A 15,991-nucleotide genomic window follows, 5' to 3' on the forward strand; every position below is an offset into this window, starting at 1 on the left:
AATAGTTTGTCCCAACATCAGATTTAGGCTATGTCCATCTTCGCCTTTTTCAATTCCTTTTCGTATTCCTGTATTTTTTCAAGCTCGTAGAGGTGCTTCAGTTTTGACATTTTGAGAGTATAGAAGGCTACTTTCCGAGAATTGCTTCTTCGGTAAGGTTGAATCGTCGCGTCAGGATTTCCATGGAAACCCCATCCTGCAGGAGTCCTCTCGCCGTGTTCAGCTTTTCTTCGAGAGCTTTCTGCTCCGTGTCAGCGATTTGTTGGCGAAAAACATCACCGGCACTTATGAACCCATACTTCTGTCCTATGCTCTTAAATGCCATGTTTAACTCCTTTAGAATGCCTTGATCGACATACTCCTTCAAATATAAACTTATTTTCTGCAAAAGACAAGATGCATTTTTGCTATCCATCTTCTGCAGCGCACCCTTGAATTTCGGCAGGATTGCAAGCAGATTGTCCTTATTGAATGCGTACTTCATGGCGACAATGCCCATGGCGGCTTCCGTATCGTCGCAGGCGAGGCAGTCGCTGTCAGGGATGTCCCCCATGTTCACGAAGGAATACTTGAATGGCAACATTGATCCGTGGAAGTATTCCGGGTATCCAGCCTCCAGCCACTTAAGCGGATTCCAGTTTTCGCGCCCGTTGTAGAATATGATTGCCATGGTGGGGAGCGTGTCGAATCCACGCCTATCGTTGGAATCCTTCATCACTGAGTTGACATAGCGCTTTATTTGGTTGAGTACCTCGGAATCGTGACCCGACTTGTGCTCTAGTAGGATGCCCACGAGTACGGGTGCGCCCGTGGTGACATTCACGCGAAAGGCGATGTCTGCTTCGCCTGTCTCGTCCACTTCCGAGTAGGAATCGGGGATGCGCATGAGAGTGTCTAGGTTCACCACCGAGAGGAACTCGCTGAGTTCTTGGCTCACCTTTCCTGACAGCTCCAGCAGATTCCTTGCGTGGGTTGTATCAGAAAAGAGCCATCGGAAGAAGGGATCGTGGCTTCGTTTTGCAGTGCTTGTATTTTCGTTCATGTACAGTTTCTCCTAGGCATGCACGGAGAACGGCCGCGCAGGTCATGTTGATTTTATATAGGGAAATCGGGCCGGAATGCCGACCCATCTAAAAAAGGCCTAAGCCGTAAAATCCCGTTCGGGAAACTGCTGTGTAATATACAAAAATACGCGGAATAAAGCAAAAGCCTCTCTGGCTCCTCCCCCCGTGTTCAAGGTCTTGCAAAACGAACTTTCTGAAGAAGAAATTCGTGAACTTTAATTGTTTCTTGAATAATAATTCACTTCACGCACCGCACCGATCTTGATTCGTCCTTGCCGAAGGCGCTGAGTTTTGCGGCTTTGGTGCTGAAATCGAGTAGTAGGTAGTGGGCGAGCCCATCGGGGGTTTCTGTGGCGCTCCAAAAGTGTGCGTAGCCGCCGATGCCGTCGAACTTGCCGCCCGAAGTTGTGCCGCTGTCATCGCGACCTGCTAGGCGGTAACCTGCAGGGCGTGCGTCAAAGCCGAAGTCATCAGAACCATTGCCTTTCTTAAACCAACCGCTGGTGGACTTGAGTGCAAAACCCGCGGCTTCTGCGCCGCCGGCATTTTCGATAAGTTGTTCAAAATCTGCACTGTCGGGGAGCCGCCAGCCCTCGGGGCAAATGTGTTTTGCTTCTTCCCAGGTGTAGAGGCGTCCGTATTTGGAACAGTTCCGTTTGTCACCTTCGGGGCAGGCGCTCGTTTCAGTTTCAAAGTTTAGATTTTCCGCCATCCAGGTTTGCGAACCGATTTTCACGATGTCGTAACTCTGCCCGTCACGCGGGTCGGTAAAAGACTCGGAGCATGCCGTGAAAATAGTCGCAAGGAACAAGATGGAGATGGCGTAAAAAATGGAGCGCATAACATGCTTAAAGTAGAAAAAAAATATATATTCCAAGTATGTCCTTTTCGCGGTACACATTCCGGCATGCGCTCCCCGCGCTTTTGTGCGGAGTGTTTTCGCTTGTAGCGGGGCCGTTCGCCGGCGCAGTTTATGCCGCAGATGCCGCAGGAATCGCGGGAGCGAATGTCGCGGGGCTCGCGGGTGTGTTCGATGCGGGCTGGTCCACTGCCTACTACCCGCTGGATTCTATCACGCACATGCACCAGCGCTTGCACGCCCTCGGGATGGACGAGGTCGTGTTGCAGTATGCCGCAGTTGAGGCGACGCATTTGTACTACCCCTCGCAGCTGGATTTTCTGCAGAACACGCAGTACAAGAACAATGAACTTTTCCCAAAAAGCATTGAGGCGGCGAAGGTTACAGGTACAAAGGTTTGGCTCGGGCTCTACTATAATGGCGAAAACTGGTACACGCCACCGACCGCCGAGCAGCTTGATACTTTGTCTGCACGCAACCTGAAGGTACTTGAAGAAATTTACGCGCTATACGGGAGCGAGACTGTCGTCGAGGGCGTGTACATTCCGCAAGAAATTGCGCGCTACTACTGGGACGACCTGCGCGATGACGCGACGCCGGAAATGCTCACCAAACACTTCTTGAAGCCCGTTACCGAAGCCGCACAGGCGAAGGGCTGGAAGGTGATGGCGGCCCCATTCTACAACCAGAACCTGGAAACTCCCGAGAAACTGCAAATGTTTTTCGAGAAACTTTTTGCCGCAGGATTCAAGCCCGACATTATCGCCGTGCAGGACGGCGTGGGCGCGAGCGACGCGGGCAAGCACCACGCCGAAACCGCGACCGTGGGCAACTACGAGCGGGCGGTTGCAAACGCCTGCAAGCAATACGGTATCGATTTCTGGGTAGACCTGGAACTGTTCCGCACCGACGACTCGCACGCACTCGCAGACAGTGCAAGAATTTCGGCGCAACTCGATACCGCATACGCCGCGGGGGCTTTGAAGGTCATCGGCTATGACTTGGCCGTCCTCGGGAATGCAGGTCTCGATTCCCTCGAGAAGTGGAATCTGGAATCGAGCATGGAGCCGACAACCGCAATTGTGGTCCCTCGCGAGACGCACAGCGAAACCATGCCGCTCCTAAAGGGTGATGCCCGCGTGTTCGACATGCAGGGCCGCTACCTCGGCACCGGCGAACAAAAAATCAGCCCCGCCGTCAGGACCGTGAAGAAACGGTAAAGTTTAGAATTCAGAAAAATACATATTTAGAGAATTATAGCGAATAAAATGCACTATAGCAAAAAATAGCCCCCGGCCGTGATAGTCGGGGGCGGTTTAATGTGGGTCTGGATCCTTCGCCCTTTCAGGGCTCAGGATGACGCTATCGGCGGCCCCGGCACTGAGGCCGGGGAGACAATCGCGGGTTATTTCACGAATGCGCCGTAGATGGCCTTGATGGCCTTCTCGGTATCGGCTTCGTCAACACCGGTGATGATGTTGATCTGCGAAGAACCCTGGTCGATAATGCGGACGTTCACCTTGTTCTCGGCGAGAGCGGTGAAGAGCTTTGCAGCCACACCGATCTTGTTCGTCATGCCGTGACCGACAGTCGCAATCAGCGAGATGCCCGGGAACACCTTGATACGGTCGGGGCGCATCTGCTGCGTGATGTCTTCGAGGACCACGTCCTGCACGGCGTCGAGGGCCTTGCTATCCACCACGATGCTCATGGAGTCGATGGCGCTCGGGCACAGTTCGTAGGAGAGGCCTTCGCTTTCGAGCACGGCGAGCACGCGGCGACCGAAACCGACTTCCTTGTTCATCATGGACTTTTCGATGTAGATCATCGAGAAGCCCTTGCGGCCGGCGACACCCGTAATCGGGAGCTTCGCTTCTTCCGGAGTGGGGCCGATGATGGTGCCCGCGTCGACCGGGCGGTTCGTGTTGCGGATGTTGATAGGAATCTTCTTCGCGCGGCACGGGGCGATGGATTCGTCGTGGAGCACGCTTGCGCCGGAGTAGGCGAGTTCGCGGATTTCGCGGTAGCTCACGTATTCGATCGGCAGCGGATTTTCGACAATGCGCGGGTCCGCCATGAGCATGCCCGAAACGTCGGTCCAGTTTTCATACTTGGCGGCATCGATGCCGTTGGCAAGGATAGCGCCCGTGATGTCGGAGCCGCCACGGCTAAAGGTCTTGACTTCGCCACGGAGGTTGCTACCATAGAAGCCCGGCAGCACGTAAAGCTGGTTCTCGTCGGAGAGGGCCTTCGCGATGTCTTCGTAGGTCTTCGGCGTAATACGGTACTTGTCGTCGAAGGTGATCAGCGGGAAGGTGTCGACGAAGTTTGCGCCCAGGTACTTGGCCATGAGGCGTGCACACAGGAACTCGCCACGGCTCACCAGGAAGTCGGTGCTGACGGATTCGGGGTGGTTCTTCAGCTTGTCTTCGAGGCTGTCGAGGTCTTCGGTCAGCTTGTCTTCGAGACCGAGGTCCTTGCAGATTTCGTCATAGCGCTGACGGATCAGGTTCCACGGGGTCGAAAAGTCGAGGCCCTTGGAGGCGAGGTCGTAGGTGCTGTAGAGGAGGTCGGTAAGCTTTGTTTCCTTAGGATTGCGCTTGCCGGGGGCGGAAACGACGATGACCTTGCGGTTCTTGTCGGATTCAACGATGGCCTTGATCTTCTTGAACTGGCCGGCATCGGCGACAGAGCTGCCGCCGAACTTGCATACGATTCTTTGACTCATTTTTTCCTTTCGGGCCACCAAACCTCTCGGCTTCGAGCGCAACCGCTTTCCTCACGGTCGTCGTGCCCAAGCCTACCCATCTGGCCAGCCACTTGGTTTATTTGTCTATGTCTGCGGTAGGAAATCCACCGCGCGCGGAAATTTAGAAACTTTGAATCACGATGTCTAGGGTATTATTTGTTATATTCTGCCCCAAAGTTCAGTAAATTTTCTGTTTTTTGAAAAAGGAGAACAACATGAAATATTCCCTGATGGCCGCCGTTGCGGCATCTGCACTTCTTTTGGCCGCCTGCGGTGACGACAGTTCGTCAAGCGCCGGTGAGTCTAGTCTCTATACCCGGTCGGGCACGCTCTATGTGGACGAAGCCCAGCGACTGCTCGTGATGACTGCTGATGAAACCTACCTAGACCAGTGCGTCAAGGAAGGGGAAAGCCTTGTCTGGAAATCCATGAAGGAGAAGGTTTCCTCCGATTCCAGCATTTACGATTTTCTTGGCGATACGCTCGTAGTCTATAGCTTTGACGATGGCGAGCCGGACCACTATGGCGACTTGCTCGTGGGTGGAACTGCCGGCAACATCTATGGTACCTGGACAGCTCTCCCTTGCGAATACAATGGCCGCACCGGAGAAAAGGAATGCTGGAATAATCCTTATGTAAATCGAAAACTCAAGTTCAGCGAAGGCAGGGTTACAGTCACAATCGATTACGATTACGACGCCTATCTTAGGGATATGGATGCGCAGGGTTACTTTAGGACCTACTTCGTCCAGCAACTGTACGAAGTGTTGAATGGCGCAAGCTATTTCGATGCCGATCCTACGGATGTTTTGGGTATTGTGGATGCTGAAGATGAGGAATACCGTCAAAGGGTTATCGAACGAAATGGGGTGCAGATTCTGGAAGAATCCAAGACAAGCCAGACATTCAAGATTGGCGAAAAGACTTTCACGGCTACAGTCCAGAAGGTCGAATCGAGCATTACGGAGCTCGGTTACGAAAATGCAGAGGTTGTCATCGATGTAACCGATGGCGTTACGACTTGCAACGGGTATGCCGTGCATAAGGCGATGGACGAAAGTCTTTGCAAGGTCGAAAATCTGGAACATATCATCATGGGTGATGACGACGACTACGAGGATGTAGGGTACATTTATGCGCGTCGTTATAGGGACAGCAACAACGATGAATTCGAGACATGCCTCAAGAGCATTGCCGTGGTTCCGCCTCAGTCGGAAGACGCGATCTATACTGATTACGATGCTTTGTACAAGAAGGTTGCGTCGAATACATCGAAGAGCGCCGAGGCAAAAAAGCGTGCCGAAAAGCGTCTCGAGAAATGGATGAAGTATGTCGAAAGATAACTTTTAGGATAGTCTATAGGTCTATGAGAGTCCCCGGCTCGGCCGGGGCTTTTTTGTAAAAAAATACGTTCGAATGTAAATTGTTTGCCAAACGGTTCACAGAAGTCTCGAAGAAAGCGTGTATAGTATAGAGGCTTTATGAACAGACACGAATCCATGCTGCGCATTGCGGCTTACTCCGATATTTCAGTTTTGCTATTAGGTGAATCCGGCTCCGGCAAGGAAGTCGCCGCCCGCTTTATACATGCCCACAGCAAGCGGGCGGGTGGCCCGTTCATTGCGCTGAACTGTGGCGCGATTGCGAAGGGCCTTGCTGAGAGCGTTCTCGAAGGACATCGCAAGGGCGCCTTTACCGGCGCCGTCGAGGAGCACCTGGGCGTGGTGCGTTCTGCGGAGCGCGGCACGCTGTTCCTAGACGAAATCGGCGAGATGCCCTTGGAGATGCAGTGCAAGCTCCTGCGGATCCTGCAGGAACGCACCGTGATGCCGCTGGGCAGCAGCAAAAATGTCCCCGTCGACTTTCGGCTGGTCTGCGCCACGAACCGCAACCTGCACCAGGAAATCGCGGCGGGGCGGTTCCGCGAAGACCTGTTCTTTCGACTGAATGTGTTCCCCGTGAAAATCCCGCCGCTGCGTGGCCGCGAAGACTTCGAGAAGATTGCGGCGGACATCTGGTGCGAAATCGGCGGCGAAGAACCGCTCTCGTTCGGCGACTTGGCCCTGCTGAAAAAGCCTGCGTGGCCCGGCAACGTGCGTCAGCTGAAGAATGTGCTGCAACGCTATGCGCTGCTCAAATGCTACGGGACTTCGCTCGCGAAAATTCTGGACGAAGAGTTCAGCCCGGCTCCCCTGAAATATTTTGATGCTGGCTCCGCAGCACCCCCTATGACAGGGGAGCCGGAGCGTCATGCAAAAGAAATGTCGCGCTACATAGGCTCGCTTTGCGAGCGGCCGCGGCACTATGCGGCATCTCCGGAGTGGGAGTTAATTTGTTCTGAACTCAAAAGGAACGATGGAAACAGGAGCGTCACGGCGCAGAAACTGGGGATTAGTCGTGGCTGCCTCAATTACCAGATCAAGAAACACTCGGCGGCTATGTCGTCTTGACTAGAACTTGAGTCCGAGTGTCAGGTAGTGGTATCCGCCGTCGAATGCCTTTTTGGGGCTGTAGGCATAGTCGAAGGCGACCATGCCGAAAGAGACTCCGATGCCTGCGCTCACGCCGTCTTCGGTATCGGGGCGTGCGGCGTAGCCGATGCGAAGCGCAATGGTTTCCATGTAGTCGATCTCGCCGCCGAAACGCCATTCGGGGGCTTCCATGTCGGCGCGGCGGTAAGCGTCTGCGGACAGGTGCACATTCCAGATGCTTGCAAGGCCGAAAAGCTCTGCAACGGGGACGATTCCTGTGATGCCTGCCTGCAATGCCATCGGGGCGTGTTCGGTTTCGCCGTCGTAGTCGCCCATGTAGCCTGCGTTGGTGAGTGTTGCACCAAAGGCGAAATAGCGGTTCACGCGGAATGCGCCACCTATATCGCCCAAGAGCGCAATTGCAGATTCGTCGTCGATGGTCTGCTGGCTGAAGCGCGCGGTAGCGGCCCAGCTGAATGCCTGGCCTCGGTTTCCGAGACCCGCCTGTAACGTCCAGGCGTAGGCGCCGTAATCTGATGTTTTGAAGCCTTCCTCGTCGCGGCCCTCGATTCCGTCGTAGCCCAGGAATTCGGCGCCCGCCGAAAATGTCAGCGGATAGTTAAACGCCGCAAAAGGGAGCGCCACGTAAGCCGTGGTGTAGTCGTCGGCGGTGTACTCCGGGAAAATAATATGGTTGATGCCCGCCTCGGCTTCGGTCACGGAGTTCATGGCAAGCGGATTCCTCTGGATGTCGGAGGCGCGCGTGGCATCCGCGACACCTGCACCCGAAAGGGCGGCAGACCTTGCCGAAACCTGCATGCTTAGGTACTTCATTGACACATCGCCAGCATCCAGGTTCCAATGCTCCCCGGCAAAAGCAAGGGAGCATGCAACCAGACTAACAGCGAGAATCTTCTTATTCATGCCCTACAAGATACAAAATTTCAGGATTAGTAAAGCAAAAACCCCGCGAACTTTCGCGGGGCTTTCAGCTAAACTTAAGGTCGATTATTCCACGTCGCAGCCGGCGCTCGGATTTTGCCAGCCGTTTTCTGGAGGAGCTTCGCCCGCCTTCCAGCAATGGAGCGTGTCGAGTACGTCGCCTTCTTTATAAGTGGACCAGTCCGTCACTTTCTTGATATTGGTTGTCGTAGTAGTGTTGAATCGGCTCATGTAATGATCGATCAAGTACTGCGGACATTCCACTTCTTCGATGTAGTAGGTCGGATTGTCTGCAGCCTTGTACCAGTCGGCAAACCAGTGGCAACCGCGCAACAGGTTCGGGAGGCCGGCGTCGCCGAAGGCCGCGTCGCACATATCCTTGATGCAGGTCTGGTATGCGGCGAGAGTAGCGTCGTAACCGAGCTGGTTCTGGCATTCGGTCAAGAATCCGCCAAAGCCTGCACCCCAGTTAAAGTCGCTGCCTTTTTTCACCTGAGTTGTAAGAGCGTCAAAGGCGCCCACGCCACCGCCCGGCACCATCAAGTCGAACTGGCCTGCAGGTAAGTTAGCATTGCCGCCAGCCACATCGTTACCGATGTTAGAGGCCATCACGATCATGTGCTTGCCCTTGAGAGCCTTGTGGGTTTCCCTTGGCGGGTTGTTTTCCATCTCGTTCGCGAAGTGGCCATCGTACTGCAAGTGATAGCACTTACCGCACTTGCTATCGGCAGTGCCCGCAACGTACGCATAAGAAAGTGTATCGTTCACGGCAATCGGCGCCATGTCCGTGCAGGTGAACACGCCCTTTTCCTTTTCTTCGCCGCAAGCGCTTCGGGTTCCGTTGTAACCGAACCAGGCCTTCGATACGTCACCCAAGGTAAAAGTAGGGACTTCGACATCGTGAATGTTGCAGTTACGTGCAGTACCATAGTCGGCAATGTAGGCCTCATCGGAAGACGTGTCTGCACGAGTCACATCGTTAGCGCTTTCCCTAAGCCAGGAACAGTGCGGCTTGCAAGCATCCCAGTAACGCGTATTCCAGCCACGCTTTGCCGTAGCGCTAATGTCCTTGGTGTATTCGGCCGGAGGAGGCCCGTAAGATTCAAGAGTCGGGAACCCGTCGGGGCCCAGTTCCGGATCGGTATTCACGGAGCCGCTGCTTGCAACAGGGTCAGAGCCCGCGCTCGACGTCGGGTTCGTCGGGTCGGTAACGCCTGCGCTCGATGTCGGATTCGTCGGGTCGCCCGGATTCTGGCTGTCGTCGCCCGCGCTCGATGTCGGATTCTGCGTATTGCCCGGATCCTGTGTGTTGCCCGGATTGCTCGGGTCCGTCACCTCGCCCGAAGAATACGGGGTGCCAGTCGCACTGGTATCCGGATCAACGATCGAACTCGGGTCTGTCGCATTGTTCGAAGCGGCATCGTCACCGCAAGCGCAAATTATGGCGACCGCACTGGCCGCAAGCAAGGACTTAAACAGCCTACTATTCATAAAACCTCTTACGGTCCGCAACCCTGCGGATATTCGTCTGTTAGGCATTCCTGCGTCTCGAGTTCGTCACCCTTCTTGTAGGTAGACCAGTCGTCGCGCCAGCGGAAACGGTTGTCCTTGGTCGTGTTGATGGTTGTCATGTAGTGGTCCACCAGGTACTGCGGGCAATCCACTTCTTCCCAGTTGTAGGTCGGGTTGTCTGCCGCCATGTACCATTCGGCATACCACTTACAGCCGCGCAAAAGGTTCGGCCACTTGGAAAAGGCTTTCTCGCAACCGTCAATGATGCACTTTTGGAATGCGGCGACTTCGCCGTCCCAGCCAACCTGTTCAAAGCAGACTCTTCCGATACCGCCGCCATTGGCTCCGAGTACCGAGTTGTCCGTTAGCCCCAGCTGTGTCGAAAGGGCGTCAAATGCGCCCACGCCACCACCGGGGATAAGCAGGTCGAACTGTCCCACTTCCACGTCGTAACCGATGTTGGACACCATCACCACGATGTGCTTGCCGTTCAGGGCCTTGTGAGTCTTCTTGACGTCGCCGTCGTTCTTGCCGCCGTTATACTGTAGGTGATAGCACTTGCCGCAACCGTACTGGTATTGCTTTCCGGAACCGGCAACGTAAGCGTACGAAAGCGTGTCGTTCACGGCGATAGGCGCCATGTCCGTGCAGGCGAATGTTCCAGTAGGGTCTTTCGTATCGCATGCGCTATTGGTGCCTTCGTAACCCATCCAGTACTGCTGAACGGCGTGGCCGAGAGTGTATGCAGGAACTTCTGTATCGTGAATGTTGCAGTTGCGTGCAACCGTAAGGCCTGCCTGGAAGGTTTCTTCGCTGGTGGTATCGACGCTGCTGAGCCAGGAACAGTGCGGCTTACAGCCATCCCAGTAGCGGCTGTTCCAGCCGGTCTGCCCGTTGTTGCGGATTTCCTTGGTGTACTCGGCCGGGGGAGCTCCGTAAGATTCGATGGTCGGGAATCCGTTCTCGTCCAGTTCAGGATCCGTGTTCACGGAGCTGCTGCTTTCGGTCGGTGTCGTGGTCGTGTCGTTCGGGTTCACGCTTGCCGAAGAAGTCGTTGCATTCGGGTCACCCGGATTCACGCTCGCTGAAGAAGTCGTTGCGTTGGGATTGTTCGGGTCCTGCGGATCGGCGCTTGCAGAGGAAAGCGGAGTGCCGTCGGGGGCGGTGTTCGCCTGGCAGAACTGCTTCACGGCCATGTTCATGTCGATCCAGATGTCCGGTTCGCCGTTGATCAGTTCGTAGACATGTCCGACAGTATGTCCTTCTACGTCTTCCTGGTAGAAGTAGTACGGTGCAATTTCTCCGTTGGCGTCATAGACGGTGCCGCGCCCGGTTCCTGCGGTTGCCTGGTCGATGACCAGGTATTCGCCATTGCCGATGTCTTCGATCCAGCCCGCAGCGATCACCTTGTATTTGGCGCAGGGGTCGTTTACGGGATTGCTGCCAGGTTCGCCGTTGTTTCCACCGGGAGCCTGTGCGGAATTGCTGGAGATTTCAGTGCCGTTGCCCGGTTCCGAAGAATTGCCGGAATCGTCGCCGCAGGCGCAGATCATGGCGACCGAAGATGCGGCAACCATCGTCTTGAAAAGCTTGTATTTCATAGTACCTCTTTTTATGCCTCCCCAAACGAGGCAGTTTTTTCCAAAAATATATTCTGTTTGCCGATTTTCAAAGTAAAAACAGGTTACAAAATCATTAAATGTTCCCGAAATGTGCGCAGGTGCGCTCGAATATGCATATTGCAAAAAAAAGGCCACACTTTTACGTGCAAGCCTTTTTAAATGTGTAGTGTGTGATGTGTAGTGTGAAATGATTCATCTCGCATTCCACATTTCACACTTATCACTAGTCGCGGAACTTCACCTGCTTGGTGCCCTTCACGACTTCGCCGATCTGCACCCACTTTTCGCCCTTGGCTTCGAGGTGAGCGGTAACTTCGGCCTTGTCCTTGGGGTCGATGAAGATGAGCATGCCCATGCCCATGTTGAAGGTCGAGTACATTTCGTCCTTTTCCACGGAGCCGGCCTGCTGGATCAGCTTGAAGATCATCGGAGGATCCCACGTGGTGCGGTCGATGATCACGTCGACATCGTCCGGCAAAATGCGCGGGATGTTGCCCTGGTAGCCAGAACCGGTAATATGGGCGAGGCCCTGAATGATCTTCTTGTTGCAGAGGTCAATCAGGCTCGGGTAGTAGCTGCGGTGCGGCATGGCGAGTGCTTCGCCGATGGTCTTGTCCATGCCGTCGACGAGGGTGTCCACCTTGTAGCCGGCCACGTCAAAGAGCACCTTACGGGCGAGCGAATAACCGTTTGTATGTAAACCCGTGGAAGGCAGACCGAGAATGATAGTACCCGGCTTGATCGATTTGCCGTCAATGATGTTTTCGCGTTCCACGACACCCACGATGGTGCCGGAAATGTCGTAGTCGCCGGGGCCATAGAAGCCCGGCATTTCAGCCGTTTCGCCGCCGATGAGCACGAGACCGTTTTCGCGGCAGGCCTTTGCCATACCGGCAACGAGCTTGTCCATAACGCCCGGTTCCAGACGGCCGGTAGCCACGTAGTCCAAGAAGAACAGCGGACGCGCGCCCTGCACCAGGATGTCGTCACAGCAGTGGTTCACGATGTCCTGGCCCGGAAGTTCGTGGGTGCCCATTTCGATATCGACCTTGAGCTTTGTTCCCACGCCATCCACGGAGCTCACCAGCACCGGGTCCTTCATGCCCAGGTGGTTCAGCGTGAAGAGGCCGCCAAAGTTGCCCACGTCACCGAGGACACCTTCGTTGAATGTAGTACGTACGGATTTCTTGACACCGACCATCGCTTCGTCAGCTCGGGCCAGGGAAACTCCTGCGTCTGCGTAATTCATCTTTTTTCCTTTGCCCTAGCGGGCATCTATTCGCCCTTAGTGGGCATTTTGTTTTTCATCAATATTTCTGAGCGCATCCAGAATGAGGCTCGTCGTGTCGGACATCTGGTTGATGTTCACAATGTCCGGCATCAGGTGGGTGTCGAGCTTGAAGAGCGTCTCGTCGCCCCAAGAGAGCATCTTTTCGAGAGCGTCCGGCCCTGCCAGTTTGCCGCACTTGGCACAGCAGATTCGGCCTTCCTGAAATGCAATAAAGCCTTTTTCGCCGTTGCATTCGAACATGACGGTGCCGGTGATGCGGCTCTTTTCCATGGTTTGCGCAAAATCGATAAAGGGGAGCACCTTGGCCGATGCCAAAAGCGAAAGCCTTTCGAATTCGTCGAACGCCTTGTTCTTTGCGCGCAGGCGGTCGGAGACGACCTTGTAGAGGTACACCATGATGTTCGGGTTCTTGTCCAAAAACTTCACGAACTCGTCTCGCGGAATGTGGAGCACGGTGGCGCCGTCTTCGCCTGCGATGACGGTATTGCTGGTAGGTTCGTTACAGATGATGGACATTTCGCCGAAGCAGGTGCCCGCTTCGAGCGTTGCGAGCGTGTTGTAGTGCCCGTCAGCCAAGATTTGGCCACAAATGAGGCCACGGCCGCTCTGCAGGACGCAGAACGAATCGCCGATGGAACCGCCGTTGATGATGATTTCACCGGGGTCGTATTCGCGGATCTGTGCGTTCAGAAGCAAATAGTCGGCACAATCCCTGGGAACCTGCTGCAAAAAAGGTGTTCCCAGCTCGTAGTTCGCTGCAATCCAATCGCCAATACCAGTATGAGTTTTCATGCCCTAAAAGATAAAAATATTGCGGTACCAGTCAAATTCCTTAAGGGTGGAATCGGCTCCATTTGTTGCATTTTGTAAACACCGGTGCAGGTTTTGGAGCATTTCGGCGGGGTAGGCCACGGCAGATTCGTAAAAGTCGTTGCCGCCGCCGGGTCCTTTGACTCCATCGTTCTGGCACACGTGTTTTTCCCGGAACGCCTTGATGAACTTCACCCTGGGCTCTGCGGCAAGGATCTCGTCTGGTGTAGAAAACATTCCTGGGTTCACCCACACGTCGACGCTGTCTGCGATAGCCATGATTTCTTCGAGTGTGAACTTGAGTTCGCGGCTGGTGTCTGCGGCCCACAGGTAGCAGCCTCCCGCATCCTTGATGAGCCTTGCGGTAAAGCTGTTGCCGCCAGGAGCGTACCACACGCCGCCGTAGCTCATGCCTACAAGCACGCGGGGGCAAGGGGAGTGTGGGATGTGGAATGTGGAATGTGGAATTGTATCATCTTGAGTGGATTTATGGGGGGAAGTTTCCCCCTCGTTCGCACGTTGTTGCTCGCTACCCCCTCTAGCGGGGGACACCCCCGCAACACCCCCGTCTACAGCCTGTAAATATGCGTTCTTACTTTGTTCAAAAATCGAGTCGGCGAGCGCTTCCATACCAAAAAGGGCGCCGTAGAGCTTGATCCATTCGGCCTTCGCGAGCGGGCTTTCTTCCTGCCATTCCGAGGTGAGCATCAGCGGCAGGCCGAGCGCGTTAATTCGTTCGTAATCGTCGTGGGCGCCCCCCGTTGCAAATGTCATCGTAAGGTCTGGCTGCAGCGCTATCAACTTTTCAAGGTCGAGCGAGTTCCCGTTGCTGACTTCGGCGACCGTGCCCGAGGCGACGCCTGCGTACACCGCGCTGTCAACAATGTAGCGCCCTTCGCCTACGGCCACGATGCGGTCCTGCACCCCGAGACGTACCATATAGCCGACTTGCGCCGAAGAAAGAGCCACTACCTTTTGCAGCGGTACTTGGAGCACGGTCGCTGCCGAAAGCTCCGGTGGAAGCTCTGCCGCGGTGACCGTTCCGGTACCCTCAGTTGCCCCTTTTTTCAGGATGAACCGCCGCACCAGGGTGTCGCGACCCACGATGGAGCGGATTTCTGCAATCGACTGACCGCAGGTAGTGCCGATTTTTAGGTTCCTGCTGAACTCGAGCTCGGGGAGCTCGCCGCACTTTTCGGCTAATTTTTCCGTTTTTTCGCCATTTCCGCAGCCGGATCCTAGAATGGCCGCGACCGACAAAAATAGAGCCGGAGCCACTTTAAGGGGTCTTTTTCCACAAATAGTCCACATCCTAAGCACCTAAAAAAGTGTGTAAATCGTTGATTTTTAACATCTTATGAAAATTTTTCTGCCAAATTAGCAAAACATAATGTATTTTATATGCCGTATACTAGCAACGGAATCTTTTATGAAAACAAAGATAGCCTCTTTTTTGAGCGTATTCGCTCTCAGCTTGCTTACGCTTGCCACCGGCGCCTTCGCCGATAGCGAGACAGGTTTTTACGAAAAGGACCACGTCCGTGGGTTCATTTCCATTGGTGGCGACTACCGTGGCATGCGCAAGGAATTTGCGGATTATGTGAACACGGTGGCAAGGTCCAATGGTGTTCATTACATCAAGGCCGTGAAGGCCTCTTCCAGCGGCGATGTCGACACGGTACAGGTTGCCGGTTGGGGAGATCTGAATTACAAGAAGTTCAACGACTACTACCTGGGCCTGCATGTGAACGTCGGCGCCCAGTACAAGCAGTTCATGACCTGGATGGACTTCAACTTCATGCCGCCGCAGGTGTCCAAGCGCCCAGACGACTCCTATACGGTCGAAGTTGAAAAGGGCGTAACTCCCGTCGAAAGCTTGACCTTCCCGCTGTACGACGTGGAATGGTTTACCTATGGCGCCGACTGGATGTTTGGCTGGAAGCTCTTTGGCGAAAACACATTCATCAACCTAATTCCGGCTGTGGGTTTTGGTCTCAACCTGATTAATATGCATTACGCTTCCCATTTCGACTGGGTTGAAGTTGGGAACGAAGAACATATCGAAACCACTCGTGACCGTTTCTACAGTACGCTTGCCACGACGATAAACGCCGAACTCGAACTCCGCATCGAATTGGGCAGGCTCGCTCTCGGTGCCTACGGAGGCTACCGCTTTGTGCGCTACAACGACATGAGGCACGAAGGCTTCAACCAGACGTACGGCAAGTGGCGCACGAACCATACCGACAACGTGGGTGACACCTATTTCTTGGGTCTGCGCTTGACATGGTACTTCTACTCCCAGTGGGAAAAGAAGCAAGCAGATAAGATATAAAGACCGAACTGGCTAACTTCAACTGAGTCCTTGCTCTGAAGCCAGTTCTCTCGCAACCACGCCTCGTTAATACGAGGCGTTTGTTGCTCACAAATACCGCTCGTGCCCAATCCACTAGGTACGGCCCCCGAGCACTTGCTCTCGCAACCGCCCCTGTTTTATAACAGGGGCTTTGTTGCTCACGTAAGACCGAATCGGCTAACTTCAACTGAGTCCTTGCTCTGAAGCCAGTTCTCTCGCAACCACGCCTCGTTAATACGAGGCGTTTGTTGCTCACAAATACCGCTCGTGCCCAATCCGCTAGGTAGGGCCCCCGAGCACTCGCTCTCGCAAAAG

At 54.5% G+C, this 15,991-nt stretch carries 13 protein-coding genes; 4 read left to right on the top strand and 9 right to left on the bottom strand.

The window, feature by feature from the left end:
- Positions 1 to 127: 127 nt before the first annotated feature.
- Both ACKI61_RS02210 and ACKI61_RS02215 read right to left on the bottom strand, forming a co-directional pair.
- Complete coding sequence (locus ACKI61_RS02210) at positions 128 to 1,042, bottom strand: Rpn family recombination-promoting nuclease/putative transposase (protein ID WP_407456178.1); 915 nt, start codon at positions 1,040 to 1,042, stop codon at positions 128 to 130.
- 260 nt (positions 1,043 to 1,302) lie between these two features.
- The gene (locus tag ACKI61_RS02215) at positions 1,303 to 1,905 is read right to left on the bottom strand and encodes a fibrobacter succinogenes major paralogous domain-containing protein (protein WP_407456179.1); all 603 of its coding nucleotides are present in this window, start codon (positions 1,903 to 1,905) and stop codon (positions 1,303 to 1,305) included.
- 38 nt (positions 1,906 to 1,943) lie between these two features.
- Here ACKI61_RS02215 and ACKI61_RS02220 point away from each other — a divergent pair, with 38 nt between their 5' ends.
- Positions 1,944 to 3,143, top strand: a complete 1,200-nt coding sequence (locus ACKI61_RS02220) for a DUF4434 domain-containing protein (RefSeq protein WP_407456180.1) — start codon at positions 1,944 to 1,946, stop codon at positions 3,141 to 3,143.
- 185 nt (positions 3,144 to 3,328) lie between these two features.
- On the opposite strand, the gene ACKI61_RS02225 is transcribed toward ACKI61_RS02220, so the two are convergent.
- Positions 3,329 to 4,651 (bottom strand): aspartate kinase, encoded by a 1,323-nt coding sequence (locus tag ACKI61_RS02225; protein ID WP_407456181.1) that lies wholly within the window; start codon positions 4,649 to 4,651, stop codon positions 3,329 to 3,331.
- Between the two features lie 236 nt (positions 4,652 to 4,887).
- On the opposite strand from ACKI61_RS02225, the gene ACKI61_RS02230 reads away from it, so the two are divergent.
- Both ACKI61_RS02230 and ACKI61_RS02235 read left to right on the top strand, forming a co-directional pair.
- Positions 4,888 to 6,015 (top strand): hypothetical protein, encoded by a 1,128-nt coding sequence (locus ACKI61_RS02230; RefSeq protein ID WP_407456182.1) that lies wholly within the window; start codon positions 4,888 to 4,890, stop codon positions 6,013 to 6,015.
- Positions 6,016 to 6,153: 138 nt separating this feature from the next.
- Complete coding sequence (locus ACKI61_RS02235; RefSeq protein WP_407456183.1) at positions 6,154 to 7,122, top strand: sigma 54-interacting transcriptional regulator; 969 nt, start codon at positions 6,154 to 6,156, stop codon at positions 7,120 to 7,122.
- On the opposite strand, the gene ACKI61_RS02240 is transcribed toward ACKI61_RS02235, so the two are convergent.
- The 6 genes from ACKI61_RS02240 to ACKI61_RS02265 form a co-directional block, all read right to left on the bottom strand.
- Positions 7,123 to 8,067 (bottom strand): PorV/PorQ family protein, encoded by a 945-nt coding sequence (locus ACKI61_RS02240; protein WP_407456184.1) that lies wholly within the window; start codon positions 8,065 to 8,067, stop codon positions 7,123 to 7,125.
- A gap of 84 nt (positions 8,068 to 8,151) precedes the next feature.
- On the bottom strand, positions 8,152 to 9,576 hold the full coding sequence (locus tag ACKI61_RS02245) for a glycosyl hydrolase family 5 (protein WP_407456185.1): 1,425 nt from the start codon (positions 9,574 to 9,576) through the stop codon (positions 8,152 to 8,154).
- An 8-nt stretch (positions 9,577 to 9,584) separates the two neighbouring features.
- Positions 9,585 to 11,198 (bottom strand): hypothetical protein, encoded by a 1,614-nt coding sequence (locus tag ACKI61_RS02250; protein ID WP_407456186.1) that lies wholly within the window; start codon positions 11,196 to 11,198, stop codon positions 9,585 to 9,587.
- 244 nt (positions 11,199 to 11,442) lie between these two features.
- The gene (purM, locus tag ACKI61_RS02255; protein WP_407456187.1) at positions 11,443 to 12,468 is read right to left on the bottom strand and encodes a phosphoribosylformylglycinamidine cyclo-ligase; all 1,026 of its coding nucleotides are present in this window, start codon (positions 12,466 to 12,468) and stop codon (positions 11,443 to 11,445) included.
- A 36-nt stretch (positions 12,469 to 12,504) separates the two neighbouring features.
- The gene (locus tag ACKI61_RS02260; RefSeq protein ID WP_407456188.1) at positions 12,505 to 13,302 is read right to left on the bottom strand and encodes a cyclic nucleotide-binding domain-containing protein; all 798 of its coding nucleotides are present in this window, start codon (positions 13,300 to 13,302) and stop codon (positions 12,505 to 12,507) included.
- Between the two features lie 3 nt (positions 13,303 to 13,305).
- Positions 13,306 to 14,598 (bottom strand): ABC transporter substrate-binding protein, encoded by a 1,293-nt coding sequence (locus ACKI61_RS02265; RefSeq protein WP_407456189.1) that lies wholly within the window; start codon positions 14,596 to 14,598, stop codon positions 13,306 to 13,308.
- Between the two features lie 151 nt (positions 14,599 to 14,749).
- On the opposite strand from ACKI61_RS02265, the gene ACKI61_RS02270 reads away from it, so the two are divergent.
- Positions 14,750 to 15,655, top strand: coding sequence for a hypothetical protein (locus ACKI61_RS02270; RefSeq protein ID WP_407456190.1), 906 nt, complete (start codon positions 14,750 to 14,752; stop codon positions 15,653 to 15,655).
- Positions 15,656 to 15,991 lie beyond the last annotated feature (336 nt).

Origin of the sequence: Fibrobacter sp. (assembly GCF_045601785.1) — a bacterium.
In the GTDB taxonomy this organism is placed as follows: Bacteria; Fibrobacterota; Fibrobacteria; order Fibrobacterales; family Fibrobacteraceae; genus Fibrobacter.

Bases quoted from the DNA above. Each gene is read 5' to 3' on its own strand.
- ACKI61_RS02215 (WP_407456179.1), bottom strand. From the start codon at position 1,905: ATGCGCTCCATTTTTTACGCCATCTCCATCTTGTTCCTTGCGACTATT.
- ACKI61_RS02235 (WP_407456183.1), top strand. From the start codon at position 6,154: ATGAACAGACACGAATCCATGCTGCGCATTGCGGCTTACTCCGATATT.
- ACKI61_RS02260 (WP_407456188.1), bottom strand. From the start codon at position 13,302: ATGAAAACTCATACTGGTATTGGCGATTGGATTGCAGCGAACTACGAG.
- ACKI61_RS02270 (WP_407456190.1), top strand. From the start codon at position 14,750: ATGAAAACAAAGATAGCCTCTTTTTTGAGCGTATTCGCTCTCAGCTTG.
- ACKI61_RS02240 (WP_407456184.1), bottom strand. From the start codon at position 8,067: ATGAATAAGAAGATTCTCGCTGTTAGTCTGGTTGCATGCTCCCTTGCT.
- ACKI61_RS02225 (WP_407456181.1), bottom strand. From the start codon at position 4,651: ATGAGTCAAAGAATCGTATGCAAGTTCGGCGGCAGCTCTGTCGCCGAT.
- ACKI61_RS02210 (WP_407456178.1), bottom strand. From the start codon at position 1,042: ATGAACGAAAATACAAGCACTGCAAAACGAAGCCACGATCCCTTCTTC.
- purM (WP_407456187.1), bottom strand. From the start codon at position 12,468: ATGAATTACGCAGACGCAGGAGTTTCCCTGGCCCGAGCTGACGAAGCG.
- ACKI61_RS02230 (WP_407456182.1), top strand. From the start codon at position 4,888: ATGAAATATTCCCTGATGGCCGCCGTTGCGGCATCTGCACTTCTTTTG.
- ACKI61_RS02245 (WP_407456185.1), bottom strand. From the start codon at position 9,576: ATGAATAGTAGGCTGTTTAAGTCCTTGCTTGCGGCCAGTGCGGTCGCC.
- ACKI61_RS02220 (WP_407456180.1), top strand. From the start codon at position 1,944: ATGTCCTTTTCGCGGTACACATTCCGGCATGCGCTCCCCGCGCTTTTG.
- ACKI61_RS02250 (WP_407456186.1), bottom strand. From the start codon at position 11,198: ATGAAATACAAGCTTTTCAAGACGATGGTTGCCGCATCTTCGGTCGCC.